General features: G+C 40.9%; 20 protein-coding genes. 19 read left to right on the forward strand and 1 reads right to left on the reverse strand.

The window, feature by feature from the left end; translation table 11 throughout:
• The first annotated feature begins 118 nt into the window (after window positions 1-118).
• From KHS79_RS23605 to KHS79_RS23695, 19 genes are all read left to right on the forward strand, one after another.
• Entirely contained in the window at window positions 119-382 is a 264-nt protein-coding gene (locus tag KHS79_RS23605; protein ID WP_212722644.1) for a hypothetical protein, read from the forward strand.
• Between the two features lie 25 nt (window positions 383-407).
• Entirely contained in the window at window positions 408-659 is a 252-nt protein-coding gene (locus KHS79_RS23610; protein WP_212722646.1) for a Gp49 family protein, read from the forward strand.
• Window positions 660-661: 2 nt separating this feature from the next.
• Window positions 662-979, forward strand: a complete 318-nt coding sequence (locus KHS79_RS23615) for a hypothetical protein (protein ID WP_212722647.1) — start codon at window positions 662-664, stop codon at window positions 977-979.
• Window positions 980-989: 10 nt separating this feature from the next.
• Window positions 990-2015 carry a hypothetical protein gene (locus KHS79_RS23620; protein ID WP_212722648.1) on the forward strand — a complete coding sequence of 342 codons (1026 nt, stop codon included), beginning with the start codon at window positions 990-992 and terminating at the stop codon, window positions 2013-2015.
• On the forward strand, window positions 2012-2959 hold the full coding sequence (locus KHS79_RS23625) for a hypothetical protein (protein WP_212722649.1): 948 nt from the start codon (window positions 2012-2014) through the stop codon (window positions 2957-2959). The genes KHS79_RS23620 and KHS79_RS23625 overlap by 4 nt, the downstream gene beginning before the upstream one ends.
• A gap of 164 nt (window positions 2960-3123) precedes the next feature.
• Window positions 3124-3330 carry a hypothetical protein gene (locus KHS79_RS23630; RefSeq protein WP_212722650.1) on the forward strand — a complete coding sequence of 69 codons (207 nt, stop codon included), beginning with the start codon at window positions 3124-3126 and terminating at the stop codon, window positions 3328-3330.
• On the forward strand, window positions 3320-3661 hold the full coding sequence (locus tag KHS79_RS23635) for a Rho termination factor N-terminal domain-containing protein (protein WP_212722651.1): 342 nt from the start codon (window positions 3320-3322) through the stop codon (window positions 3659-3661). Before KHS79_RS23630 ends, KHS79_RS23635 begins: the two co-directional genes overlap by 11 nt.
• The gene (locus KHS79_RS23640; protein ID WP_212722652.1) at window positions 3639-4316 is read left to right on the forward strand and encodes a phage adaptor protein; all 678 of its coding nucleotides are present in this window, start codon (window positions 3639-3641) and stop codon (window positions 4314-4316) included. Before KHS79_RS23635 ends, KHS79_RS23640 begins: the two co-directional genes overlap by 23 nt.
• A complete protein-coding gene (locus tag KHS79_RS23645; protein ID WP_212722653.1) occupies window positions 4316-6289 on the forward strand; it encodes a hypothetical protein in 1974 nt (657 codons plus the stop codon). Before KHS79_RS23640 ends, KHS79_RS23645 begins: the two co-directional genes overlap by 1 nt.
• Window positions 6289-8037, forward strand: a complete 1749-nt coding sequence (locus tag KHS79_RS23650) for a tail fiber domain-containing protein (protein ID WP_212722654.1) — start codon at window positions 6289-6291, stop codon at window positions 8035-8037. Before KHS79_RS23645 ends, KHS79_RS23650 begins: the two co-directional genes overlap by 1 nt.
• Window positions 8038-8913 carry a hypothetical protein gene (locus KHS79_RS23655; RefSeq protein ID WP_212722655.1) on the forward strand — a complete coding sequence of 292 codons (876 nt, stop codon included), beginning with the start codon at window positions 8038-8040 and terminating at the stop codon, window positions 8911-8913.
• A complete protein-coding gene (locus tag KHS79_RS23660) occupies window positions 8910-9710 on the forward strand; it encodes a class I SAM-dependent methyltransferase (protein WP_212722656.1) in 801 nt (266 codons plus the stop codon). The genes KHS79_RS23655 and KHS79_RS23660 overlap by 4 nt, the downstream gene beginning before the upstream one ends.
• Window positions 9707-10207, forward strand: coding sequence for a phage tail assembly chaperone (locus KHS79_RS23665; RefSeq protein ID WP_212722657.1), 501 nt, complete (start codon window positions 9707-9709; stop codon window positions 10205-10207). The genes KHS79_RS23660 and KHS79_RS23665 overlap by 4 nt, the downstream gene beginning before the upstream one ends.
• Window positions 10188-11060 carry a hypothetical protein gene (locus KHS79_RS23670; protein WP_212722658.1) on the forward strand — a complete coding sequence of 291 codons (873 nt, stop codon included), beginning with the start codon at window positions 10188-10190 and terminating at the stop codon, window positions 11058-11060. Before KHS79_RS23665 ends, KHS79_RS23670 begins: the two co-directional genes overlap by 20 nt.
• Before the next feature lie 11 nt (window positions 11061-11071).
• Window positions 11072-11374: a hypothetical protein gene (locus tag KHS79_RS23675; RefSeq protein WP_212722659.1), complete on the forward strand. Its 303-nt coding sequence runs from the start codon at window positions 11072-11074 to the stop codon at window positions 11372-11374.
• A 5-nt stretch (window positions 11375-11379) separates the two neighbouring features.
• Complete coding sequence (locus KHS79_RS23680; protein WP_212722660.1) at window positions 11380-12462, forward strand: hypothetical protein; 1083 nt, start codon at window positions 11380-11382, stop codon at window positions 12460-12462.
• A gap of 9 nt (window positions 12463-12471) precedes the next feature.
• Window positions 12472-13002, forward strand: a complete 531-nt coding sequence (locus KHS79_RS23685) for a hypothetical protein (RefSeq protein WP_212722661.1) — start codon at window positions 12472-12474, stop codon at window positions 13000-13002.
• 2 nt (window positions 13003-13004) lie between these two features.
• Entirely contained in the window at window positions 13005-13940 is a 936-nt protein-coding gene (locus KHS79_RS23690) for a hypothetical protein (protein ID WP_212722662.1), read from the forward strand.
• A complete protein-coding gene (locus tag KHS79_RS23695; protein ID WP_212722663.1) occupies window positions 13937-25480 on the forward strand; it encodes a PLxRFG domain-containing protein in 11544 nt (3847 codons plus the stop codon). The genes KHS79_RS23690 and KHS79_RS23695 overlap by 4 nt, the downstream gene beginning before the upstream one ends.
• On the opposite strand, the gene KHS79_RS23700 is transcribed toward KHS79_RS23695, so the two are convergent.
• Window positions 25473-26030, reverse strand: coding sequence for a hypothetical protein (locus KHS79_RS23700; RefSeq protein WP_212722664.1), 558 nt, complete (start codon window positions 26028-26030; stop codon window positions 25473-25475). The two genes, KHS79_RS23695 and KHS79_RS23700, sit on opposite strands and share 8 nt — an antisense overlap.
• Window positions 26031-26219: the final 189 nt, after the last annotated feature.

Genomic DNA, 26219 nt, shown 5'->3' on the forward strand with positions numbered 1-26219 from the left:
AAGTTAGAAATTGCTGATCGGCAAAATACAACAAAACGAGATATTACCGCGACTCAAGAAATTAATAAGATGAATGAGTTAAATTACAAAAAAGAAACTGGAAATCAGGGGATATAAGTTGGAAAAAGATATTATCGACTGTACCGAAACATTTATGGACATACTAAGTGAACTTGTTGATAACGTTGAGTTTATTAAACGGGATGTTGTTACCGTGTGTATATTAAAAACAAAGTCTGGTTTTTATTTTGTAGGTTACAGTACTGCGATTAATCCAGAACATGCAGGCTCAAGCTTTGGAGAAAAAGCGGCTAAGTTACACGCTTTTCTAGAGCTGGAAAGGTGTTATCGGTTTCATTTAGAGCAGTTAAAAGACCAATAGTGAAAGGGTATAAGAGGACAAGTATATGGCAATAAATCGTGATGAAATACTTGAAGAAGTAATGGAAACAGTTGAGTTCCTTACTCGTGGTGTTTTGACTCTCTGTGTTTTAAAAACCAAAAATGACTATTACATAGTAGGTCAAAGTGCTTGTGTTAATCCAAAGGACTACGATCAAGAACTAGGAGAGAGCTTAGCATTTGACCATGCCGCCAAACAATTGATAGAAAAATACAGCTTTTATGTAAGTCAGACTGGAGTTGTAGACGAGCATTAATAATGGAAGACGAAGCGTATCAAAAATTATTAAATGACGAGATTAATGAGCACCTTTATGCCATTGAACTTGGTAATCAGGCTGTAAAGTTTTGGAAAAGTGAAATTGGACAGCACATTATTTCAAGTGCAGAAGCCAACATTCAACAAGCAATCAAAGCCTTTTTAGTCACTTCACCATCTAATACTCAGTCAATTACTGATATTCAAGTTGAAATTAAATCCAACATTAACATGATAATGACTTTAAAAAGTCTGATTATCAATGCAGACGACGCCGAACAAAGCCTTCACGCCTTAAATAATCCTGAGTACTATTAAGTAACCCACTATGACTGACAACACAACAGATTCAGTAAACACTGAAGCTGAAAGCACTGCTGTGCCTTCAGAAAACCCATACAGTAGTCGTATTGAGCTGCTGAGAAAAGAACGTGAAAAGAGTTGGGACGAAAAGCTAGAAGATGATGATGAAAATGAAGACGAAAATAAGAACAAGAACACTGAGCTTGATAAAGAAACTCAGTTAACTGACCCTATCAAAAGTTCTGCTGACTCAGAATTAGAGCCGCCTCAACCATCAGAAGAAGAACCAGAACCAGAGCTACAAAACTCAGAAGATACTCTGATTACCATCAGAGGACAGAAGGTTCCTATTAGTCAAATTGAGCAACAGTTTGATGATCTTGAACAGGTAAAACAACGTCAAGATCAACTGATTCAAGCTTTTTTAACGCAGCAGCAACAAGCCGCACAGTTACAAGAACAAAGCGAGCCGCCTCAAAGTAAGCAAGAAAAGGCCATAGATTCTGAACAAATCAGGACTCAGCTGGCTGAGGCGTTTGATACTCTATACGAAGGGGACTCAGAAGCAGCGGCTGAAAAACTGAGTGATCTAATCCTTCAATCGCAAAGTAACTCACCTCAACTTGATTATGATTCCCTGGTCAACCAAATAGCCAGTCAAATAGAGCAAAACAACCTTGTGAAACAGGAGCAAGAACAAAAGCGTGCGTTGGCTGAGGCCTATCAATCATTTCAAAATGAATACCAGGAAATCACTACCAACCCTGTACTTTTCAAGCACTGTGACAAACTAACCGAACAACTTAAAAGTAAGAATCCACACTGGTCCAACACTCGAATATTAGAGGAGGCAGGCAAACAAACACTCAAGTATTACAGCGAAGAAAAATTAAAACTTTCCCAACCAACAAACAAGCGTGTTGCAAATAAGCAGCGTTTAGAAAGCCCTGTTCAATCTTCAAACCAACAATTCAATATTTCATCCCAAAGCCAGGCTGAATACTCTCCAGCCAGACAGATTAGTAGACTTAAGGAGTTAAGACGTCAATGAGCATGTTGTGGACATCCAATGAAGGCTATTTGGCAAGTCCAAAGCTTTCAGACCATTTAATGACGAAAGTTCAACCCATGACTCGGTTTCGACAATTTGGTGAGATTGAGGAAGCAATTGGAAAAAACAGAGGTGAAAAGTTTAATTGGACTGTTTTTGGCGATCTTAAAGACCAAGGTGGCCGATTATCAGAAGATAACCCCATACCAGAAACTGAATTTGATGCAGATAACGCTTCTGTCGTAATCACTGAGTGGGGGTTATCCGTTCCGTACACTGGTAAGCTTAATGATTTAAGTGAAAAGCCAGTTACACAAATAATTAACAAACAACTTAAAAATGATTGTAAAAAAGTACTGGATACAGGCGCATGGGAAGCATTTGAACGCTCGCCTGTTCGAATGGTAGGTCAACCAAATGGTGAGGTGATCACTTACAGAACGGGTAAGCCTGAAATTATTAATGACTCTCCTTTAAGTATTGATCATATACAAACCATTGTTGATGATTTGGAAGAAAGTAATGTTCCTCCTATCGACGACGACGGCAATTATGTGTGTATTGCCAGACCTAAGACATTTAGACCTTTCCGTAAGGAATGGGAAAAGCTCAGTACCTACGTTTCGGAAGGCTACACAAGAATTATCAATGGAGAAAAAGGGCGTTATGAGGGTGTAAGGTTCGTTTCTCAGACCAATATACCAAATGCTAAGTGGAAAAACGGCAAGTCTGATCGTGCTTATTTTATTGGTGCTGATGCCGTAGCAGAGGCTGTGGCCATACCTGAAGAAATCCGGGGCAAAATTCCTGATGATTATGGGCGTGGACATGGTATTGCTTGGTATGCACTTTTAGAGTTTGCGCTATGTCACCCTGCCGCCAACGATGCACGTGTTTATGTTTGGGACTCTTTAGAAACACCTGTACAACCAGGGGACTCTTAATATGAAAGATATTACTCCAAAGCAAAAAATCACCACTAAAAACACTGGCCCTGCCACAACGAAAAACCAGCGCCAAAAAAAGGAAGACAAAGTACGATTTAATTTTGGCAAAAAGTAAGGGGGAATAATCCCCCTTTTTTTATTGAGATATAAAGGCCAATTTAATGCGATCAACTAAATATATATCGTTAGATACAGCACAACCAAAAACCTTTGAGCAGCGCTTTAATGAAGGACAGGACACTAAAAACGGGTTAAGTGGTAGAGCTAAAATTAACACCGAAAATATTATATTAAAAAAGCGTATTAACTATTCTGATGAAACTCAGTTTGGTGAACATATCTTCGGAGGCGTTACATATGAAGATTAACTTTCAACTGCCTTATGCGACCGTATCAGGCCGTACAGATGGGGCGGTCTACTGGCAAGGCGGTATTTATTTTGACACCCGAGGTGAAAGCATGTCGGGTACTGAAAATGCCACCATAGCAACTACTATGGCAACGAATGAGCCAACTTATGAAGCGGCTGTAACCATATACACTAAAGAAGACCTTGAACGATTGCTTGAAAACCAAGGTATTAAAGGTTTGCGCCGTATAGGTGATAAATACGGTGTTAAAAGTCGTAGCTCTGAAGAACTGATTACTGAAATTTTAGAAGCACAAGCCAAAGCCAATGACCCAGAGAACCTATCTTGAGTTATGCCAGCAGTTGCGCGTTGAATGTGCAGCTAGTGGCTCTGGCCCACAAAGCACTATCAATCAACAGGGTGAGTATGAGAGATTGGTTGGTTGGGTTCGTGCAGCCAACGAAGAGATTCAAAGTGAATATTTTAATTGGAAGTTTTTATGGCGTAAACACCGCTTTATAACGTCTATTGATCCTGCGACTAATCAACGGCCTTTTATTTATGCACCACCTGATGATTTACAGGTTTGGCGAACCAAAGAAGTATCAATTAATGGCTATAAAGTTGGTGTTGAGGAAATTGAAGCAATAGAAGGCATTGATGTGGTGAGAGGTCAGCCCTACCACGTTATTGTCCTTCCTGATGATAGTTTACAGCTTGTTGATGCGCCTGATGGGGATTATGAGGTTGTTGCAGAGTATTACTGTAAACCTCAAGTGTTTGAAAATGATGATGATATGAGCTGGATTCCTTCTCAATTTGAGCGTCTTATTATTTATTATGCAATGTTGTATTACGCCAATTATGAAAACGCGCCAGAGTTAAAAAACCAAGCACTTGAAGGCATTAATCGGTTATATCCTAAGCTCGAAACTCACCAACTACCTAAGCGTCGCAATCGTGGCTTTTTTGGTGAGTATGAAGAAGTCATAAGGACTTATTAATGGCAGCAACGCAAACGAAGTATATCCCATTTGACGGTGGATTAGACTTAGTAAGCCCTGCAATGACTATTAGTGGTGGTAAGCTAATTGACTGTCTCAATTACGAGCCAGGTATGAATGGCGGCTATCGTCGTATTAATGGGTACCAACGCTTTGATGGTCAACGCTCTCCAGTAGAACGCTATGCGTTGTGTATAGAACTGGATCGAGAGCCACCGAATGTCCAGTATCAAGCCATTACAGGCGCAGGCACTGGTCATGTAATTTTTCAAGATCGAGCACGAATAGCAACGGATATTACAACAGCTTTGCAGGTTGGTAGTGTACTAAGCATCCAAAGTGAACAATACGCCGTAAAGCGCCTACTGGAAGGTTTGTATGAAGTCGGAGAAACCATTGAGCGCGATAAAAAATTAGAAACCTTGGAAGCATTTTATCGACAGAAAATCACCAAGCCCCACGGAACAGGCCCAATTACGGGCCTTTTTTATTTCCACAATACGCTTTATGCCTTACGTGGTACCCAATTAAGTCAATCAAGTGCTACAGGGTGGCAGCAGGTAAACACACAGCAAATCATACTATGGTATGAGCAAGGAGAAGAGTTCCCCACTGATGCTATTGAAGCAGGAGCAGCTAAAGCGAAGGTACTGAAATGGGTGCGTACCAGCGGCTCAAATGACGATAAAACGAGTAAAGGCTATTGCCTGATTCAAATAGTAGAGGGTAGTTTCCAAGCAGGACAGTCACTCAACTTTGGTGCAAAGGTGTGGAGAGTTGAAACACGTCAGTTAGAGCAAATTAAGCACTTTGATCACTGTATCCATAATTTTTATGGTTCTCAGAACCAAGAGGCTGTGTATTTTTGCACGGGAAATGGCCCCGCCTATTGCTTTAATGGTGAGTATTTATTTCCGATTCTTTTAGAAAATCCAGAAGAAATTAATAATCCCAGCTTTATCGAAACACATAATCATTATTTATTTTTAGGTTTTACCAGTGGGCGAGTTAGACACTCTGTGATTGCTGAGCCAACATCTTTTAATGCCGTTTTAGGTGCTAATGAAATTGCAATTGGTAGTAACGTCACTGGATTAAAATCAACAACGGGCGGTGTTTTAATTATTGGTTGTGAAAAGCAACTGTTTGGATTATTTGGACAAACTTCAGACCAGTTTTCACTAAAGCTTATTGCACAAAACTCGGGTGCATTTAAAGACACGATGCAATCTTTAGGTGATACGTACACCATTGATAATAGCGGTGTAGTTGCTATAGGTCGTGTACAAGCCTTTGGTGACTTCAGTGATGCGTGTGTTTCAAAGCATGTTAAACCAATACTGGATCAGTTGAAGTTACACATTACAGGTAGTGTAACCGTACCTGAACGGGGGCAAGTTCGCTTTTATAGTCGTATGGGTGAAATACTGATAATGAAGCCCCAGCAGTATTTTACTTACCTGAAATACCCTGTTGAAATTAGTTGTTTCTGTACAGGTGAGACTGCTACTGGTGAGCCAGTTCGATTTTTTGGTAGTCCTAACGGTTATGTTTACAAAGATGGTGTTGGTACCAATTTTGACGGATTACCCATCGAGCACTTTTTAAGATTTCCTTTTAATCACTTAGGCTCTCCTTCCTACCGTAAAGCGTTCAAACGTATTGAGCTGGAAATTGATAGTCCAGGACCAATGAAGCTTTTAGTGGCTCCCGAAATTGATTATTCAGCTCCGCATGTCGAAAGCCCCAACACCCAACCATTTTATGTCTATGGTGGTGGTGGACTATGGACAAGCTCAAACTGGGATGAATTTCTGTGGGACTCGCCTATTGTTGCAACCGCTGCTTTGTCTGTAAGCGGCACTGGTAAAAACATTTCAATCTGTATTCACGGTGAAGATGCCTTCACACAGCCTTTCATCATCCAAGGGGTACACATTCACTATATCCCACGTCGTCGAGATCGAGGCTAATGAACAGTTATTACAAAGTACGACACCAGTATGCGAGTCGCACCGCCGCCCGTGGCTCACATGTACGAGAAGACTTTCTGTTTGTTAAAAAAGGGTTTGATGCACTACCCACACCCAATGGCAAAAGCACAGGGTTTAATCAGCAATTCATTGTTGAAAACCCAACACAAGCACAAAGCCCTGTGCCATATCATCAATGGCAAAAGTGGACTGAAAATGTCTCTGCAAACAGTTTCAATTTAACGAACTTAGCCGCAGCAATACAACTGCATCATGCAATGACCTATGGTCAATTTAAAGCATGGGACACACATGTTGATGCTAAGCATCATCATATCGCTAACTTAAAGTCAGCAAAGGAAGATCATCAAGCCGCTAACCTGGCAGATGTAAAACTACATGTACAGCACTGGCTAAAAGATACCAGTGCGGAAGGTTATAGGCTCACTGGTCTTGGTATTCCAAAGGATGACACTGATGCAATTCACCTTCGCTATTTACGGGATTACGTTGCAGCTTACGTTGCAGTAGGCTCTGATAATGCCTCAATTTCATTGCAAGCGATAAAGACGACAGGCTTAGTAGAAAAAGGCTGTTATGTGAAAAGTAATGGCGAGTTTTTAGTACAGTCTGATTTTGTTGAAGACTTACAGTTTCATGGCGATCAGCGCTACTTGCAAAAGATACAGCTTGATGATGCTGGTGGCTCTGATGATGCCAATAAATTGGTCAGTGTTGCTAAATTAAAAGACACAGAAGCAACCATCAATGGCGCAATTCAAGCAGGTCATACGGCATTAAGAAATGATATTAATGAAGTTATCAAAACACGATTAACTCAAGGCCAAGTCGATGGCCGGTTTAATGCGCTTGCTAATCAGCGCTTTGGATTACCTGAAAATAAATTGTGGGCAGCCAAAGGTATCGATTTAGGCAATAGTCGTACTATAGAAGGTTCGGCAAGCAGTGGCGTTTGGTTAAAAACAGTGTATGGTGGCGTAGCTATCGGACCGATTAACGCATCTTATACCCATTTTCAAACAACCACGCCAGCCTATCACATGGACAAAACGTTATATGTCCAAGGTGAAATTTATGCAGGTGCTAACTATCGTCAGCGCGTATATCACACGGCATTTAAACCTACCGCTGCTGATGTAGGAGCGATTTCATTAGGTGAAATGCCAAAGCTTATACGTTCTGATAGGAATGGCTCTATATCAGGTAACTTGAATTCCACAGGCACTGTTTCCGCTGCATCATTAACCTCTACTTATGACATAACAGTTGGTCGAAACGCACAGGTAAAAGGGACAACAACAACCAGTAATTTAACGGTTACTTCAAATGCGGGCATATCAGGGTCAGCAAGCATTGGTGCTTTATCTGTACAGGGTTCAGCAACCGTTAGTAGTTTAACTGTGAATGATGGTGTAGTTGTTAAAAATAACTTAATTGCAGCTCGTTTAGGTCAACGCTCAGACAAAAGAGTCAAAACAGATTTTACTGTCATTAAAAATGCGCTTGATAAAGTGCGTCAACTGTCTGGTTATCACTATACACGTACAGATTTGTCTCAACATCAACATGAGGCTGGATTAATCGCACAAGAAGTGCAAGAAATCATGCCAGACGGGGTGTATGAAGATAATGAGCTTTTAAATATCAATCCCATGGCCGTCATTGCACTGCTCACACAAGCATTAAATGATTTAGTTGAAACCCTTGAAAAAGAGGGAGTCATTTAAATGCTACCCACAAGTGGTGAAATTTGGTTACACCAAATTATTGCAGAGTTTGGTAATAAGCCTGACGCCAATGGGATTACATGGCTTGATCAGTATTACGGTGTAGATGCAGGTGTGCCCACGTCAGGCGCAATAGAGTTAAGCCAGTTTTATGGTAAAGCCAATGTAAAACACATTACGTTTAGTGCAAGCACAACAACACTGTCTCATTTTAATATGTCTCAGTGGGTTGCTCAGCGATTACCAAATGCCCAAGACGCTCGACGTGTTGTATTAACGATTCCCTCGAACTATCGATTTTTATCAAGCAATGCTACCTATTATGGATTGTATTTCCACGGCGAGTGTGCAGGACGAGAGTTAACTGTCATCAATTATGCACAAATTTTAGGTGCTGGCGGCCATGGTGGAGGCGGTGGCAATCGTGGTAATGGTTTACCAGGACAAGCTGGAGGAAATGCACTTTATATCAATCCAAATCATGGGTGCAGCAAATTAGTCTTCAATAACCAAGGCATTATCTACGCTGGTGGAGGCGGAGCAGGTGGTGGTGCTGCCGGAGGTCACAGAAACAACAAAAGTCGTATCATTTGGTACAACGGTGGGAATGGTGGTATAGGACAAGGGCATTCTTCATCTGCGTCGCCAGGTAGCAATTCTCAGCATCGCTCTTATGCTGGTCATGGTGGGCATGGTGGTGCTTATGGAAACAACGGTGCTAATGGGGGCAATGGGCAGGTAAGAGAAAATGGACCTACATTAAACTATTATGGCGGCGCTGGTGGTATTGCCGGTATTGCAATCAATGGTTATCACCATAGGGTAAGCTGGATAGGTGCACTAGGGGGCAATAACATTAAAGGGCGTATTATATGATAGCCCTGCAAACAACTTGGACCTACCAAGATTCTGCACTTACAGACTATTCACAGCAGTTTTATCAATTCCGACCAGCTTTTTTTAGTCGTTTTACCCAGTTACCCAGTGGTAAGCATTATGTGGGTCTTGGTACAGGAACAGGAAAAGATTTTAATCAGTTAGCAAGGTTATGTCCTGATTATCAGTTTACAGGTGTAGAGTTTAATGCGGATTATGTTGCCATTGCAAAGCAAGATGCCCCCACCAATGTTGAGTATGTGTGTTGCGATTTTAAAGATTACCAACCAAATAAATTCATTGATTATGTAGTGACAACAGGCATTTACTCATGGGTTTATCCTGAAGACCGACAGTCAATGCATAAGATTTATAAAGATTATGTCAGTGACAATGGCATTATCGCGTTTGGTTACAACAATGCGTTGTTTTGGCAGTCTATGCGGGTTATACGTGAATTAGCGATCATCCTTGCTCAACAATGTGATGGTGATTGGCAGACAATTAGAACGCAATTACTGGCTCTTAATAAATTAAATTACTTTGATAAAAATGAAAGCATTAAACACTTTCTAATTGATGTTATTAACCAGGCTGAAACACGCGCACACTGGATATTTCAACCGTCTTGGGAATGTTTTTATTCAGCCGATGTGCGTGCCAAAATGATACAAGATAACTATAAATTTATCGTATCAAATGATCTACCTACAACACCTTCCTATGCTGAAAACATAGCATTAGAAATTAAACATCATGCCTCATATATTTTTGATATTTTTCAGAAGACATTATGAAATTCAAAATTATTAATTTTAATGAAGAAAACTGTACAGTTGATGTAGAGTTAGAATATGGCTTTATAACCTCATTTCATACAAGTTCACTCACAACTTACAATAACCCCACAGAACAACACATTATCAAGGCTATATCACGAAATGTGGAAGGTTTTGATGCTTACTTTGTTGAAAATGAAGAAGCATTTAAAACACCCATCATTTTTAATATGTTGGATAAAACCTATGAAACTGTTAAGTGTGACCCTGTTATTGATGAAGTGCTTTTGCGTGCTGAAGTTCATGATTTTATACAGCGGATAATTAACGATACAAATTGGACATTAATGCCGGATAGTCCGCTGAGCGAAGAACAACAGATTCAATGGACAGACTATCGGCGAAGGCTTAGAGAACAACTCACAAAGCTTTCACTTGATGACATTGTCTGGCCTGAACCCCCCGTAGCATCAGCATTTATGTGGAGTATGAGTAATGTCGGGACTATTGAGTAAAGCAAATAATCAACTTAATAAAACAAAAAAAATTCAAACATTAAATACTGCCTCAGCCAATAATTCTAATTTTGCAAGCTCAAATCCAAATAGTCCTGGTACGCTGCAACAAAAAAATCCTAATGCATTAACCAGTAATCAGCTTAATAAGTTAACCAATAGCGATTCACTGTACATGCAGCAAGCAAAGCAAAGTGGTTTGAATACAGCTGCCAGTCGTGGCTTAGCTAATTCTAGCTTTGCGGCGGGTGCGTCTACTGCTTCAGCCATTCGTAATGCACTGCCTATTGCACAAAGTGACGCACAAGCTGAGCTCCAAGATTATATGACCAGTCGCAATCAGGCCCATGACAAAGATGTGCTTGAACAGCAAAATACATATAAAACCGGCTTACTTGGGCTACAACATGGGTATGACTTAGAAAAAGCGGCCAAAAGTCATGAATATGACTTAGCAAGCAAATCGAAGTCTCACGAATATGATTTAGCAAAAGCCGCAAAAAGTCATGAATATGATTTAGCAAGTAAATCGAAATCTCATGAATATGACTTAGCAAAAGCTGAAAAACTCAATCAGTATGAGAAAGATAAACTGGGTCAGAGTGTTGCTGCAAATACCCATGGTCAGTACATGAAAGCCATACAAGATATGTTGGTGAACGCGGGTATTAGTGTTAATGAAATCGAAAAAGCTGAGAAAATTCCCCAGGCTGAAAAAGATAAGATGATCAATAACACGATTGCTCGCCGTAATGCTGACCTGAAATTTCTTAAGAATTTCTTTAGTGCTTTACCCACTTGGCAATCGAACTGGACAAAGCATGACACCATGCCAAACGCTCCAGGTATTTAAGGAGAAACAGTATGAGTTGGTTTGATTCTGTCGTAGATACAACAAGCGGTGCATTTAATTGGCTAAAAAAGAATGGTGAGGTAGCTTCAGCGATTGCGGGTGCGGCAGGCAGTGCGCTTAATTACATCAATCAAAAAGAAGACAGAAGTTGGCGTGAAAAGATGTTCGATAAGCAATGGGCGCAACGTAACAAACGCACGTACTTTGCTTCAAACCCACAAAATTACCGTTATGACTCCCATTCAGCCAACTTAACAGGAGGCTTACTCACACAAGGGCTAGTTGCTAACACTAATGGTAACAAAAGGAGTTAGTTTTTATGTCACACATGAGGGGTATTTCTCGTAGCGAATTACCCAACAATCGAAACAGTAACCGATCTGGTCCAGGTAATCATCGGGGCGGTGAAGGCCGTCGAGGTGAATCACGAAATAGTTCAGAGAGCAATAACAGCAATACCAATAAAAATAAGTCTGAAGACCGTAGAACTCGCGCAAGAAGTGTATTTGACAGTATCCGCGATTTTTTTGGTGGCGGTGATGATGATCAGCTAGCCAATAATACTGACAAGAACCAACCAAGCGATGCAGACAAGGCAAAAGAAGAACGCGATCTACATAAAGCGAGAACGCATGATCCCAGTATGCCATCGAATAAACGCATGGCGAGCAACCAGGCTAAAAATGTAGGCGGATTGCTTGGCATGGCAAAACGAGCAGGATTTAATGAAAACTCATTTCTGGGTGGGGCTGCCAATCAAATTGATAAGGTAGCTGAATCGCTTGGCTTGGGCGATGGATATGACACTAAAGTGGAAGTGGGTGAAGCATTACGAGGTGCTGCAAAAGAAAATAACAATGGTGTTACTCCACAAGATAATTATGAAAAAGCTGGCGCAGCTGTAAATGCAGTTTCAAGCATTGCAAGTTTAAAAAACCCTTTGGCTGCATTATCAAAGCCTATTGCTCGATCAGTGTTTTCTGTAACTAACTCTGATGATGTAGAAAGCTTAGCGGCCTTTGAAAGTGGATTAAACTCAGGATTAAGTGACGACACAAAAAAAGCGACAGGTGTATTAAGTTCTGCGGCTAACCTGGCAGGTAGGTCAGATGTAGCCAATATCATAAATAGGGGGACTAAAATAGCTGATGCGGCTGTATCTGCATCAAGCTTAGTAGGTGGTAATTCTAAGACTAAAAATACCAACACGCCTAATGCCGTCTCAATGAATACAGGAATGCGCTCAGAGCGCAGAGCACGAGCAGCTAATACTTTTCAGCCTGCTACTACTAACAATACTGATTACTCACCATATTACACAGCAAGCAGCGGTGCTGTAGCACCTACTGATGATTTGCTCTACGACTACGACTCCCACCTCGATAACTTCAAAACATCCTAAAGGTTAACTATGAATGGCTTACTTTCTGCGGCTGCCAATGGTAGCAGCCAAGGTGCTGCTATGCCTGCACAATCACAGGCCATGACTGCACCCACATCCACTGGACCTAAAGCCTCCGCTGAAGATCAAGAAATTTTAAACACATTAATAGGCCAAACGGCGGATTATCTTTACAACAATTTGGAAGATGTAAAGGCACGACTGAGTGTTGATGATGACCCCGTTGATGATATTGGCGGATTGATTGGTTTGCTTTTGCTGCAAAACAATCAATCCGCCAAACAAGCAGGAAAAATGATTCCTCCACCAGTGATGTTTTTTGCGGCTATGCAGCTTTGTGAAATCGTATCAGAGATAGCAATTAAGGCAGGAATTATTAATGAGCAAGATGAAGCCAGTATCACTGAAGACGCATTCTTTCATGCAATGACAACCTTTGGAGAGCAGGGAGGTGAACAACTGAGTGAGCAAGAAAAGCAGGCCTATTCTCAGATGATTAATACTATGGTTGAAATGGAACAACAGCACGGGGGGCAGTAATTATGGCAGGTTTATTAGCCAACATGTTACTTGGTGCCGCAGAAGCTGGGGGCCGTGCTATTCATAGTGACTGGAAAGATCGGATAAGGCGTTCGCGAGATGAAGCTTTTCGTAAAGAAGGTTGGGAGCATGATGAAAAAGTGAGAAAGGAGGATCGAGAGTATCAAGAGAAAGTTCGAGCTGATGATAGAAGTTATCAAGATAAAGTGCGTGCAGAACAAAATGAATTTTCAAATCAACAGCAGGCGAATAACCAAGCATTTAATTTATCATTAAGCGATAAAAACTTTGCTAATGCCAAAGATTTAGCGACATTAAATTCATCGCTAAAACTTGATGAAGCAAAAGGTATTCAAGCATTACAAAACGACTCACAAAAACAATTTGCACTAACGCCTGATGGAAAAGTAGCACCATTATCACAGGATGAAACGGGCAATTTAAATGGCATTCCATTAGTTCAACAAGATAAAAATTCAGGTCGAATGGAATTTTTATTTTCACCTGGCCGCTCCGCTTCAGGCTTATTAAGTAGCTCAAAAAAAGCCGCTAGCAGTAACAATAAACCACATAGCGTAATTTTAGATAATGGCACCGAAGGGAGCATCATTAACCAAGGTGGCCAATGGATGTTGTTGAAGCAGTCTGAGGAAGGTCAGCCTTACTTCACACCCATACAATCAAGAGACCCATCACAGTTAAATCCCGCGAAAGTCGCAGAGCATATTCAGAAATTAAACGATGGTGAAATTCAACCAGAGCGTTTTGCTGCTGTTTACGGTCAGCAGTTGTTAGAGCAAGTGTATATCCCGCCTAAAAATGAGGACCAGGATACATCAATGGACTGGGTTTCTCTGTTGAACTTCTTTTCGGAAAGCCCAAGCGCAGGAAAAGAAGACATGATTCGCCAACTTTTAGAACAGAAGAATAGTCAATGAGCAGTAATTTTGATCAGCAAGTTGATGATTATTTATTGGGTAGTACAAATAGCTTGCCTGATAGCTACGATAACCAATTATTGGACGAAGATGATAAAGACGATTGGCAAATAACGCGAGGTTTAAAAGGGGGCTGGAATCAGTTACAAGGGCTTGGTGGTGGACTTTTAGCACTTGCAGGTGATGCATTTAATAATGAGCCAATGCGTCAGCATGGTATGAAACAGTATGTAAGCGAAATGTCCCGTGCACAAGCATTGCGTGGTGATACACCCACCTTTACTAACATTGGTGGTGTAGGTGATGCGGTCGATTGGACGCTATACACCACAGGCGAGTTATTACCTACGATGGCTGGTGCTGTTATTAGTGGTGGTGTGGGTGCACCGATTGGTAAGAAAGTTGTTGAAGAGAGTGCAAAAAAACTACTTAAAAATAAGCTATCCAGTGAAGCTATTAAACAGCTTGGAAAAACAGGAGCAAGAGTTGGCGCGGCGCTTGGTGCGGGAGGTTTTAGTGTAGGCGCTGAAACAGGCAGCATCTACGGTGAAACACAAGATCCTGAAGTATCTTCAGCCCATGGCCTATTAGCTGGCTTGTTTGATACATTGCCCATGATGCGCGTGCTCGACAAAATTGGGTTAGGAGGAAAAGCTAGGGAGGAAATAGGTTCTTCATTTTTAAAAGGCGTGGCTAAACAAGCAGGCTATGAAGCAGCAACAGAAGGTGCTCAGACTTTAATTGAGCAGCACGCTAAACATTGGGTAGATAACAACGGCCAATCTATTTTAAACAATTTAGATGCAGTTGATTGGCATGAAATTATTGATGCTTCAGCCGCAGGTGCACTGGGTGGCGGATTATTTGGTAGCGCAGGCCAAGTCACTCAAAAGCTGTTGAATAGGCCCTCGGAAGCTGCACAGCAAGCAGTAGATGAAGCTGAAGCTCATGGTGGTGATGCACTTGACCAGGCATTTGCCGCCAGTACAGCAAGTGGAAATGCTCAACCACGAAGAAGTTTGTACGACATATTAAATGAATTTAAACCAAGGTCTGAGTCTACAGAACAAGCTCAACCACAGTCAGAGCCAAGGAATTTAGCTGAAAAACTGGATGCGGTTTTAAGCCAACAAAAAGAACAAATAAATAACCTAGCGGCTGAAACGCAGCCACTGTCAAAAAACACAACTTACTATGCTGAGCCAAGTGACATTGATACGTTAGGAATTGATGAAGCTATTCAGCAGCAATTTACACATAAATTGCCTGATGAACGCTTGCTAGATGAAGGCCATAAACACTATCTGCAAAGAACACAAATAGCCGCACAACAGCGTGCAGCAGTACCTGCATTTGTCAAAAATGCAATTAACGAAGCGGGTATAAATCCAGATCGAATTGAAGATACACAGCTTGCAAAACGATTAAAAAATTATGCAAAAAAAACCAAGCAATTAGGTTTTTTAAATAAAAAAGGAAACAGTTTAGCGGGTTTAGCTAACCGGCTTACAAGTCGTGGTGTACTGGATAGCAATGAAAAGCCTTATACCAAAGAAAGCTTATTAACCGCGCTGTATAACTTGGTTGACCAAAACCCTGAAACTACAATGGCGGCTGATAGTCAGTTCACGACGACAGATATACCAACCACAATAGATAAAGCATTTACGGGTGAAGTGCTCTCACAAAACGAGCAATCAGACTTACACTATATGCTGAATGCTTACCCTATTGATGAGTTAGTTACAAATCAACGTCATGTGTGGCCTTTAGAAGCTGCACAGCTTATAGATAACAGTAGTATTCCACTACAGGCCAAGGACTTAGCTGATACAGATGTAGAGCTTATAGAGAGCTTTTATGACGCCATTGAGCAACAACATGACCCAGAAAGTATTGAATCATTTGTTCAAGCGTATGAAACTGAACAGGCAGCAGATGTTGCCTTTAATCAGGGTCCTACTTTAAAAGAAAAGGGCAATTGGCAGCCTCAACCAGTACAGCCAGCGACACAAAATGAAGTAGATTTTAGTAATTACTATGATGCCCAGGTAGGTAATCATCCAGTTGCTCAGCCTTTTGGTCGTTTTAACTGGCCTGATAAAGCAACACTTGCTGTAAACGAGTTAAACATTGATGCTGAATCACTGACAGCAGAAGATATTGAGCTTGTCGAAGACTTTTATGAAGCATACTCTTCAATACCTGAAGAGGATTTAGCAACAGTTTTAGATGAGCACGCTTCAGAGCAAGCTATTAATGCTTTACCAAAACTTAAACCTAAACTAAAAAAACAAAAGGAGACTGCAAGTGGCAACAGTCAAACAGTGTTACGAGATAGCCAAGATGTTACACAAGAAAGGCATCAAACCATTGAAGCCTCAGCAACCCCAGCCACAACCAGTGAAAAGCAACAAGCAATAGAAAGGACGACAGATGAGACCACACGCGAGGATGGCGATCGAGCATTGGAAAGAGTTCTTTCCAGAGAAGTACAACCAACTCAAAAGCCAAGGAGAACTGGAACAGAAAGCAGAACAAGCCGCAGGTCAAGTCGCGGAAGCGATATTCAAACTAACCAGCAGCGGGATGGACTTTCACGAGGCGAAGCACCAAGCAGAGAAAGAGTTCATCTTTCTGAACCCCAGCGAGCAGGAGTAAAAGAAACCCCTAGCAATTACCGTATTTCGGATAATGATAATCTTGATGAGGGGGGAATTAAAGGACTGAAAAGCCGAGTGAACAATAACTTGGCGGCTATAAAACTTTTGAAAAGCCTTGGCGGTAAGCCTGCAACCCACGAACAGCAAAAGGTACTGGCGAAGTATGTTGGTTGGGGTGGACTTAAATCGGTCTTTCCGAAACCAAACGGAGCCTTCGCAAAATCGTGGGAAAAGCAAGGCTTAGAACTAAGAAGGTTACTGACTGACGAAGAGTATGAGGCAGCACAAGCCAGTATCTTAGATGCTCATTACACCGCGCCTACCATCATTAAAGCCATGTATTCAGGGCTTATGCAGCTCGGATTCAAAGGTGGTGTGATTGCTGAGCCGTCCATAGGCGTAGGTAATTTCTTTGGGTTAATGCCCGAAAACATCATAAAGCACTCAAAATTAATTGGTGTTGAATTAGATAACATCACAGGTAGTATTGCGAAAAAACTTTATCCCAGTGCAGCCATTTCGACACCTGTCGCCTTTCAAGATTTTAAAGCACCAGATAATAGCGTTGATTTAATTATTGGTAATCCACCATTCGGTGGTTTTCAAGTTTCAGATAAAACGCGAAAACATTTACACAGAGAGCGTATTCACAATTATTTTATTGGTAAATCCATTGATTTATTGAAGCCTGGCGGCTTGCTATCTGTCGTAGTTTCCAAAGGCTTTATGGATTCACGCTTTAGTCAAAAATTACGTAAAAATTTATACAATAAAGCAGAGTTATTAGGTGCTGTTCGTCTGCCAAATAACGCATTTAAAAAGAACGCAAATACAGAAGTTACTACAGATGTTTTGTTTTTCAGAAAACTCAATGAGGGCGAAACAAATACAGGTCCAGATTACCGTGCAATTAAACAGTACCCGTTAGAAGATGGACAAAATATTCCACTCAATGAGTACTATCATGAACATTCAGACAACCTGTTAGGTAAATGGACGTTGCACAAAGGGCGCTATGGAAAAGCGACGGAGCCAGCCTTAATAAGCGATGGCACAGACATTAAGGAAAACCTTCAAAAACGAATACTGGAAATCTTACCTGAAGATATTTACCAGGGTGAGCCCATAAATGACTCAAGCCTAAAGACTGTTCAAAGAGATGCTGTACTTGAAGATACGACACTAACAGAAGTCAACGGCTTGTTCTTTGATAACAAAGGAAAGCTATTTCGCAGGTTGCCAGGTGAACATGGCTTATTTCACAGTGAGCCAGTCACAAGCTACGCAAACCAACAGGGTAAGGATATTGAGCTAAAAGGAAAAGACATCGAGCGCTTGAAACAGCTTGTACCACTCGCTCAAGCTGCACGACAACTGATACATAAACAGATTGAGCATACACCTGATGCAGAACTAAAAGTGTTACGCCAAGCTCTTAATGAGCACTATGACCAGTTTGTCACTGACTTTGGCTATGTTAACCGTCCTTATAATAAACGCTTACTGTTGAATACTGACTTAACAATCAGCCCTTTGTTGTTGTCCTTGGAGAAAAACTATAAATCAGCGGTTAAAGGTAAGCGTCAGGAAAGTGCTGAAAAGTCTGAAATTTTCTCAAAAAGAACACAATATCCGCATCAGATTGCGGATCAAGCCAATTCCGCTCATGCTGCACTTGTATTGAGCTTGGTAGCGAAAGGCAAGGTTGATATGCCTTTCATGACTAAGGCTTATAGTAAGACAGAAGAAGAAATCATTGATGAACTAGGTGATCAATTATTTGAGTCACCAGATGGCGAATTCTTGACAAAAGATCAGTATTTGACAGGAAATATTCGAGAGAAAATAAAAGAAGCAGAAAAAGCCGTTCATAATAAACCACAGTTAGCGCGAAATATTACTGCGTTAAAGTCCGTTTTACCTGAAAGCATTGATATAAACGAAATATCCGTGCAAATGGGCGCACCTTGGCAGCGTGTGCAAGATATTACCGCGTTTGCAGACTATTTTACTCAGGGTGAATTTAAAGGAAAAATATCTTTTGAGCCGATCAGTAATAAATGGCATGTGGAAAACACGCGCTCACGAACAGCAAGCCTAGTTCAAGTAAAGGACTATGAAACAGAAAGGGTAAAGTTTTATAAGCTGCTGAATTCTGCGCTGAATCAAAAGCCTATCACGGTTACGGACACAATATACAAGGTCACCACGGTTAATCGTGCAGCTACAGAAGAAGCCAGAGCGAAAGTTAAAGATATTCAAAGTGAGTTTGCTCGATGGCTCTGGAAAGATGAACAACGCGCTGATGAACTTAAAACAATCTACAACGAACGATTTAATAGCCTGAAAATAGGGGCTTTTGACGGTTCTCACTTACCTTTACCTGGAATAAATAGTGCAATTACACTGCGAAAGCACCAAGTCAACGGCATTTGGCGAATTCTTCAGCGACCAATCACGCTTTTAGATCATGTGGTGGGGGCTGGCAAAACGTTTACTATGATTGCGTCGGGCATGGAAATGCGACGCATAGGATTAGCACGTAAACCATTATACGCGGTACCAAATCACTTGGTGATGCAGTGGGCACAAGATTTTGCTTATTTATACCCTAATTCAAAAGTGCTCGTAGCTACTGAAAAACAAACGAGTAAACATAAAAGAGCACAGCTACTTAGCCAGATCGCTACAGGTGACTGGGATGCAGTGATCATTGCACACTCAGCGCTAACGCGAATCAAAAATGATCCTGAAGAAGAAAAAGCATTTTTAAATGAACAAGTAAGAGACCTAGACACGTCATTAAAAACATTAAGTGATGGTGATGACAAACGCACTTTACGGCAGATGGAGGAACGGAAGAAACGTATAAAAGAAAAATTAAAAAACATAGTGGAAGATCAAAATAAAGATGATCATGCACTTAATTTTAAAGAGATTGGCATTGACGCTTTATTTGTTGATGAGGCACATGAGTATAAAAATTTAGAAATCATCACCTCTTTACAAAATGTTCGAAATATACCAAGCAAAGGTAGTGATAAGGCGGCTGACTTATTTCTCAAGATTCGATCAGTATTAAAGCGTACAGGTGGACGTAATCTGGTATTCGCTACAGGAACACCCATCAGTAACACTATGGCCGAACTCTATAACTTGCAGCGCTATTTAGGTTATGACGAGTTAAAGAAAGCTGAGATTACTCACTTTGATGCTTGGGCAAGAACATTCGGTAAAGTAGATTCTCTGCTAGAACGGAAGCCCAGTGGTAAGTTTGGTGAGGTGCGACGGTTTGCAAAGTTTGTCAATCTATCAGAGCTGTCTGGGTTTTATCAGCAATTTGCTGACTGTATTACTAATGATGATATTACTGATGATTTAATTGCACAGGGCAAGAAAATTCATATTCCACCCATTAAAGGAGGTAAGCCACAAAATATCATTGTGCCAATTTCTGTGTATCAAGAAGGGTTTATGAATGAGATCATTCAGCGCTTTGAAAATATGCCAGAAGATCAAACAGTAGATAACCGACTTCTTGCAGCCAATGATGCCCGCAAAAGCGCACTTGATATTCGCATGATTGATGCAGCATTACCTGATGTGTCAAACAGTAAGCTGAACAAGGCTGTAGAGGAAATGTGGCGTATCTATGGTGACTCTACGAAAGATAAAGGAACACAGCTGGTTTTTTGTGATTTAAGTATCCCTCAACAACATCGTCAGTCAGAAAGAAAAAAAATTCAGGAAATTATTCGTCGAGCTGACGAGGGTGATGAAAATGCTATCACCAAGCTAGAAAAGCTATCCTTTGATGAGATTTCAGCCGTAACTTCAACATTTGATGCCTATAACGACATTAAAGACAAGCTAGTCGCAAAAGGTGTTCCTGTTGATGAAATAGCCTTTATTCATGATGCAAAAACAGCAGAACAAAAGATAGAACTCTTTCGACAAGTGAACGCAGGTGAAATACGGATACTGTTAGGTTCTACGTCAAAAATGGGTGCAGGAACCAATGTTCAAGAGAGGCTGGTGGCATTACATCATATTGATGCTCCCTGGCGTCCCAGTGATTTAGAGCAACGTGAAGGCCGCATTCTACGCCAAGGTAATCAGTTATATGCTAAGTATGATGACTTTAGCGTGGAAATCATTCGCTATGCGACAGAAAATACTTATGATGTGAACATGTGGCAAATAATTGAGGTGAAGGCCACTTTTATTAATCAGTTCAGAAAAGCTGGTATTAATGTACGAGAAACTGAAGATATTAACAACGAAGCAGTGAATGCTGCTGAGATTAAGGCGGCTGCTTCGGGCGACCCTCGTTTAATCCGGCAAATACAGTTACGCAAAGATATTGAGCTGCTAGAGCGCTTAGAATACCAGTACAACAAACGTTTTACATTTAACCAGGCACAACTGCAAAAACTCAAAAAACAAGCTGAGTCATTACCAAATGAAATAAAAACCTTAAAAGCGGATTTGGCATACCATCAAAACTATAAAGGGCCAAGATTTGTTACTCACTCAAATAAAGTGTTAGATAAAGATAAAGACATTTCTCACTATTTCACGCTTTTAGTTAAAGAGTTAGCTCCAGTAAAAACAACGAATAAACCTGTTCATGTTGGCAAGGTTGCTGGGTTTGATTTTTATCTTGATAAAACAAGAGATTTTTTCGAGTTCTGGTTAGAGCGTAAGGGCTACTACGCGCTTCAGCAAATTAATGCTAAAGACCTAACACCAGGAGGGTTATATAAACGTGCGATCAACCGTATAGGCAAAATTGAAACAGACTTTGTGTCTTATGAAGAACGCCAAGAACAACTACCAAAAGACATCAAGCAAATCGAAAAACAGCTTGAAACACCATTTGATAAGCAACAAGAGTTAACTGATAAGCGAAAGGAATACCAAGATTTAGCAGCAGTGCTGGGCAGCAATCAGGAAGCAAACTCACACATTGTAACCCTGCCTGGGTATAACGAGCTGCAAGCTAAAGTGCATTACTTCAATATGATGTCAGGTGGCTATTCAGCTGAGTACCTTAAAAAGCTGGCCAAAGGTATTCGTATGAAAGAAGTCATGGACAAAGTAAACCATACGCCACGCGGTGAAGAGGGACCAGCACTTGAGGCGGCTAAAGAAGAAATTACACGTATAGAAAACTTAGTGTTTTCAAGCAAATTAGAAGAGGCATTACCGAAAAAGTCCATAAGCTTGTCAGAAGCTCAAGAAGTTGCTAAAGGAATAAAAGATAAGTTTAAGCTCCATGGTAATCCAAATATAAGGGTTGAGTTGTATGAATCAGCAGAAGACTACATCAAACAACATCCACACATACCAGAATCAGCCAAACAGAGAATTAGAAAAGGTAAAGGGTTCTTTGGAACAGCCATCCATGAAGGACGAAAAGTACAACGAGTGGTTGGATTGTCCAGCGCGCACGCTTCCACTGAAGAGCTTCAAGCAACCTATCGCCATGAGATTACGCATATTGGCTTGGATACATTATCTGATGCAGCCCGTAAAGCGATTTTTGAAAGGATAAAAGCTAGTTATCGTCACGCCTCAATAAAAACTATTTATGACGATGTTTCAAAGCTGTACAAAGGTGAGCCTGATGATGTTATTGCTGAAGAAGTAATTACTCATATTGCTCAAGAGAAACCTTCCTTATTTGATAATGTTCTACGCCCCATAAAACAGCTAGTCATTAAGCTATTCCGAAAGCTGGGCTTAATTACTGTTCCCCTTACAAAAACTGAAACACAGGACTTAATAATACGCTTGTTTAGTCGAGTAGCTGAAGGTGCAGAGCCTCATTTTCATAACACTGAAATTAAGCAAAGAAGGTTAGGTGACGCTTGGCAACATATCGCGCAGATGGACCATGAGCACATCAAACGTAGTAAAAAGCGACTTATGCGTAATCTGCGGTCAGTGGGTGAGAAGGCTAGGCCTAGTTTGCTTGTCACACTAGGTGGTCGGCAGATTGTTGATGTATACAAAAACATCTTTGAACAACACGAAAAAGGCAACCCATTAGCAGAATATCAAAGCATACTTCAAAACAAGCTTGCTTTGCGCAGCCATTGGGTAGGTTTAGCAGACAGAATTGAGGTAGCCTGGGCAAGACTTGCCAAGTCTAAGCAAGACTATGCAAATCTGACCAAGCTTTTATTTGAAAGTACAGTGGCAGGTGTAAAACCTCACATCGCTTATCGTTCAACTATCAATAAAAGCCAGCTACAAAAGGATATAGCAGCACTTGAATCAATACAGCGATTAACCAAAATTAAGCCGCCAAAAGGCTGGTATAAGTCTAAAGACAGTGCTCAAAAGGCGCTGAATCATTTATTGAAAGAGTGGAAATTAGAAAATCATCGCTATTTATTTAAGTTAGAGAAAAACCAATTTGGTTATTACTACGACATCAACGGTGTTGATGAAAAGGTTGCCTTGTTTAAAGGATTGATTGAGCGAGACCAGCAAAAGAAAAGCGCTCACCAAGAGCTACATGCGCTGTATAACGAGTTATCACAAGAGGCTAAACAGGTTTATCATGATGTAAATGATTATCTCAGTAGCCAGTGGCTGGCAACCAAAGCAGCGTTAATTAAACGAGCTGGTGAATTGTTTGAAGACACAAATTTAGTTGCCAAGCTAAAAGCGATGCTCGATGCTGAATTTAACACCAGAGGATTAAATGATGGAATTTACTTTCCATTAACTCGGTTTGGCCGGTTTATTATTATTGCAAAAGACCCTGATGGACAGTATTACCGAGAGCACCACGAGTCTTTAGCTGATTTTGAGGATGCTAAAGAGAAGCTAGCAGCCGCAGGCTTTGAGGTTCATGGCGCAGGCAAGATGACAGACTTCAGCCGTCGTCAGCTCGAAGGCGTTAGCGAGTTCGCAAGTAAGGTATATGGTCTTTTCAATCAATCTAGCCTACAAGAAGTAGACCCAAAAATCCGCGAAGAGTTTGTTGACCAGTTAAACCAAATCACACTACAAATGTTGCCCGAAGTGTCAGCCGCTAAGCGCAGTTTACACCGTCGGAGAATCAAAGGTTACTCTGTTAACGCACGTAGAGCCTTTGCCTCAGCCGCTTTTCATGGTGCTTACCGCTTAAGTCGTATTGAGTATGGTTACCAACTTCAAAAGCGGCTAAATAGAATGGAGAAAATGATTGATCCCACAAAAGATGTAGACCCGCTGATAGGCTCTGTTAAAGAAGATGATCGGATTGTTGCTACCGCTGTGTTTGATGAAATTGAAAAGCGTCACCAAAAAATTATGAACCCTGATGGGCACCCGCTGGCATCAAAAATTACCAATGCAGCATTTACGTGGTATTTAGGTGGCAGTTTAGGAGCAGGCTTTGTAAACCTGTTTCAGACAGCACTGGTGGCATTACCCATTTTGGGTGGTGAGTTTGGTTATGCCAAAACCAATAAGGCCATGGCAAAAGCCACAAAAGACTACTTTAGTTATGGTTTCAATAAAGTCAGCTTACATGAGTCACTGTTTACGCTTTCAAAAGCCAGAGCGAACAATGATATAGCGGCTGACGAAATAAGCATGATAAAAGAGTTAGTCGATGATGCGACGATTGATACAACTCAGGCCAGTACACTAGCCCAGCAAGCTGATAGCCAGTTAATGCCAGAGGCACAACCAATTACAACAACTTGGACACAAACCGTTCGAGCTTTGGGCTTTTTCTTTCACAATGCTGAAGTAATCAACCGTGAAGTCACAGCACTTGCTGCATTTCGTTTGGCTAAAGATAGTGGCAAAAATTTTAAAGATGCTGTTGATATTGCTCGTAAAGCTGTCTTTGATAGTCATTTTGATTATTCGGGCAGTAACCGCCCTCGTGTTATGCAAAATGACTGGACTAAGGTTTTCACAATCTTTTTGCAGTACTCACAGAACATGATGTATACCTTAGTCAAAAATTTTTATGACGGGTTTGTCTCCAGCAATCCAAACAGAAAAGCGGAAGCACGAAAAACGCTGTATGGCATACTTGGACTACACGCAATGTTTGCTGGTGTGCTGGGGCTACCTATTATTGGCATTCTCTTGTCAGCAATAAGTGCTGCTATTTCCGATGATGATGACCCATTTGATGCTGAAACCGAATTGCGAAATTTAGTAGCTGATATGTTTGGCCAAACAGCCAGTGAAACACTTTTCAAAGGTATTGGTAATGGTTTACTAGGTATTGATTTGCATGGCCGCCTGGGAATCGCTGATCTATTTGTAAGTGCACCGAACTATGAAATGAGTGTGCGAGATGAGTTTCAGCATTATTTGGTAACTGCTTTGGGGCCAGCGTTTGGTATGACATTGCAAGCTGCATCAGGCGTTGATGCAATCTTGGATGGTAATATTTTGAAAGGTTCAGAGAAGCTGGTTCCGAAGTTCATAAGGGATGGACTACAAATGTATCGTTATGCAAGCGAAGGAGCGACAACGGGTGGTGGTGATCCAGTGATTGAAACATTCACCCCTTTTGAGCTTGCTTGGAAAGCTGTTGGTATGTCTCCTGCGCGACTATCCGAAGCGTATGATGCTCGATCTTCAGTGAAAAATCATGATAAAAAAATAAGCTTACGTAGAAGTCGATTGTTGCGTGAATACTATCGTGCACGTCGAGATAACGATCATGAAATGCTTAAAGACGTTCAGCAAAAGATAAGGCACTTCAATCGAGCTAATCCACTTAACAAAATTCGTAGCAAACAGCTAACAGCAAGTTACAAAGGACGTGTGAGGGCAGATAGAAATACAATTAATGGTATTTATCTGCCTGACAACAAAGAATATTTACGTGATCTAGCTCGGTTTGCTAATTAGTTTTAGAGCTGACAGTAAATAGTGATTTAGCAATTGGCTGATACTTCCCTTTTACAGCTCCATTCTTTACATTTTTACAATTTATTGGATGGTTATAGGAAACTCCTATTATCTTTCCTGCATCCCAGCTGGCATGTTCGTAAGACTCAACGGCATAGCACCCTTCAATGACAAGACCATTGAATGCCACTTTTTCAGGCATATTGATAGTGTAACTCTCATGGTAAAATGGAATCCCTCCAAGGTCGCTATTATGTTTGTGTCCTGTATTTGGAAGTTTTTTACTCAGCTTATAAAAGCTAATATTTAGGAAGGGTGAAACTCCAGGCTGTTTTGTATAAAAATACTGTTCATGCCGTTCACTGTTTTTTGACTCTTTGAGGCTTGAGTGATGGCCTACATATATCCAGCTTTGCTCTACTTCAATTGATAGTTTTGGAGAGCTTAATGAGGTAAGGTTATGACCCTCTAAAAGAAAGTCCTGTTTACTGTTTGAGATGCAGCCAGCAACCATGCTGCAACATGCCAAAACTATGATAGTTTTATTCACTTTTGTATCCCCACTGACTGTAACTGGTCAAATGTCGTACAACACTTGTTGGGCAAGTTTTTGAATAGCTTGCTTTTTTAAAATCTAAAACTAGACTTGATAGTGCGCTTATCGTATCTTATTGGCTGTTGTATGGCTTATCTTAGTCTCACTAGGCAATACACTACCATGATTCTATTTTTAGTCACA

It is taken from the genome of Zooshikella ganghwensis, assembly GCF_018263875.1.
Classification (GTDB): domain Bacteria; phylum Pseudomonadota; class Gammaproteobacteria; order Pseudomonadales; family Zooshikellaceae; genus Zooshikella; species Zooshikella ganghwensis.

Bases quoted from the DNA above. Each gene is read 5' to 3' on its own strand.
- KHS79_RS23610 (WP_212722646.1), top strand. From the start codon at position 408: ATGGCAATAAATCGTGATGAAATACTTGAAGAAGTAATGGAAACAGTT.
- KHS79_RS23625 (WP_212722649.1), top strand. From the start codon at position 2,012: ATGAGCATGTTGTGGACATCCAATGAAGGCTATTTGGCAAGTCCAAAG.
- KHS79_RS23645 (WP_212722653.1), top strand. From the start codon at position 4,316: ATGGCAGCAACGCAAACGAAGTATATCCCATTTGACGGTGGATTAGAC.
- KHS79_RS23650 (WP_212722654.1), top strand. From the start codon at position 6,289: ATGAACAGTTATTACAAAGTACGACACCAGTATGCGAGTCGCACCGCC.
- KHS79_RS23695 (WP_212722663.1), top strand. From the start codon at position 13,937: ATGAGCAGTAATTTTGATCAGCAAGTTGATGATTATTTATTGGGTAGT.
- KHS79_RS23680 (WP_212722660.1), top strand. From the start codon at position 11,380: ATGTCACACATGAGGGGTATTTCTCGTAGCGAATTACCCAACAATCGA.
- KHS79_RS23685 (WP_212722661.1), top strand. From the start codon at position 12,472: ATGAATGGCTTACTTTCTGCGGCTGCCAATGGTAGCAGCCAAGGTGCT.
- KHS79_RS23655 (WP_212722655.1), top strand. From the start codon at position 8,038: ATGCTACCCACAAGTGGTGAAATTTGGTTACACCAAATTATTGCAGAG.
- KHS79_RS23630 (WP_212722650.1), top strand. From the start codon at position 3,124: ATGCGATCAACTAAATATATATCGTTAGATACAGCACAACCAAAAACC.
- KHS79_RS23640 (WP_212722652.1), top strand. From the start codon at position 3,639: ATGACCCAGAGAACCTATCTTGAGTTATGCCAGCAGTTGCGCGTTGAA.
- KHS79_RS23665 (WP_212722657.1), top strand. From the start codon at position 9,707: ATGAAATTCAAAATTATTAATTTTAATGAAGAAAACTGTACAGTTGAT.
- KHS79_RS23670 (WP_212722658.1), top strand. From the start codon at position 10,188: ATGTCGGGACTATTGAGTAAAGCAAATAATCAACTTAATAAAACAAAA.
- KHS79_RS23690 (WP_212722662.1), top strand. From the start codon at position 13,005: ATGGCAGGTTTATTAGCCAACATGTTACTTGGTGCCGCAGAAGCTGGG.
- KHS79_RS23660 (WP_212722656.1), top strand. From the start codon at position 8,910: ATGATAGCCCTGCAAACAACTTGGACCTACCAAGATTCTGCACTTACA.
- KHS79_RS23675 (WP_212722659.1), top strand. From the start codon at position 11,072: ATGAGTTGGTTTGATTCTGTCGTAGATACAACAAGCGGTGCATTTAAT.
- KHS79_RS23615 (WP_212722647.1), top strand. From the start codon at position 662: ATGGAAGACGAAGCGTATCAAAAATTATTAAATGACGAGATTAATGAG.
- KHS79_RS23620 (WP_212722648.1), top strand. From the start codon at position 990: ATGACTGACAACACAACAGATTCAGTAAACACTGAAGCTGAAAGCACT.
- KHS79_RS23635 (WP_212722651.1), top strand. From the start codon at position 3,320: ATGAAGATTAACTTTCAACTGCCTTATGCGACCGTATCAGGCCGTACA.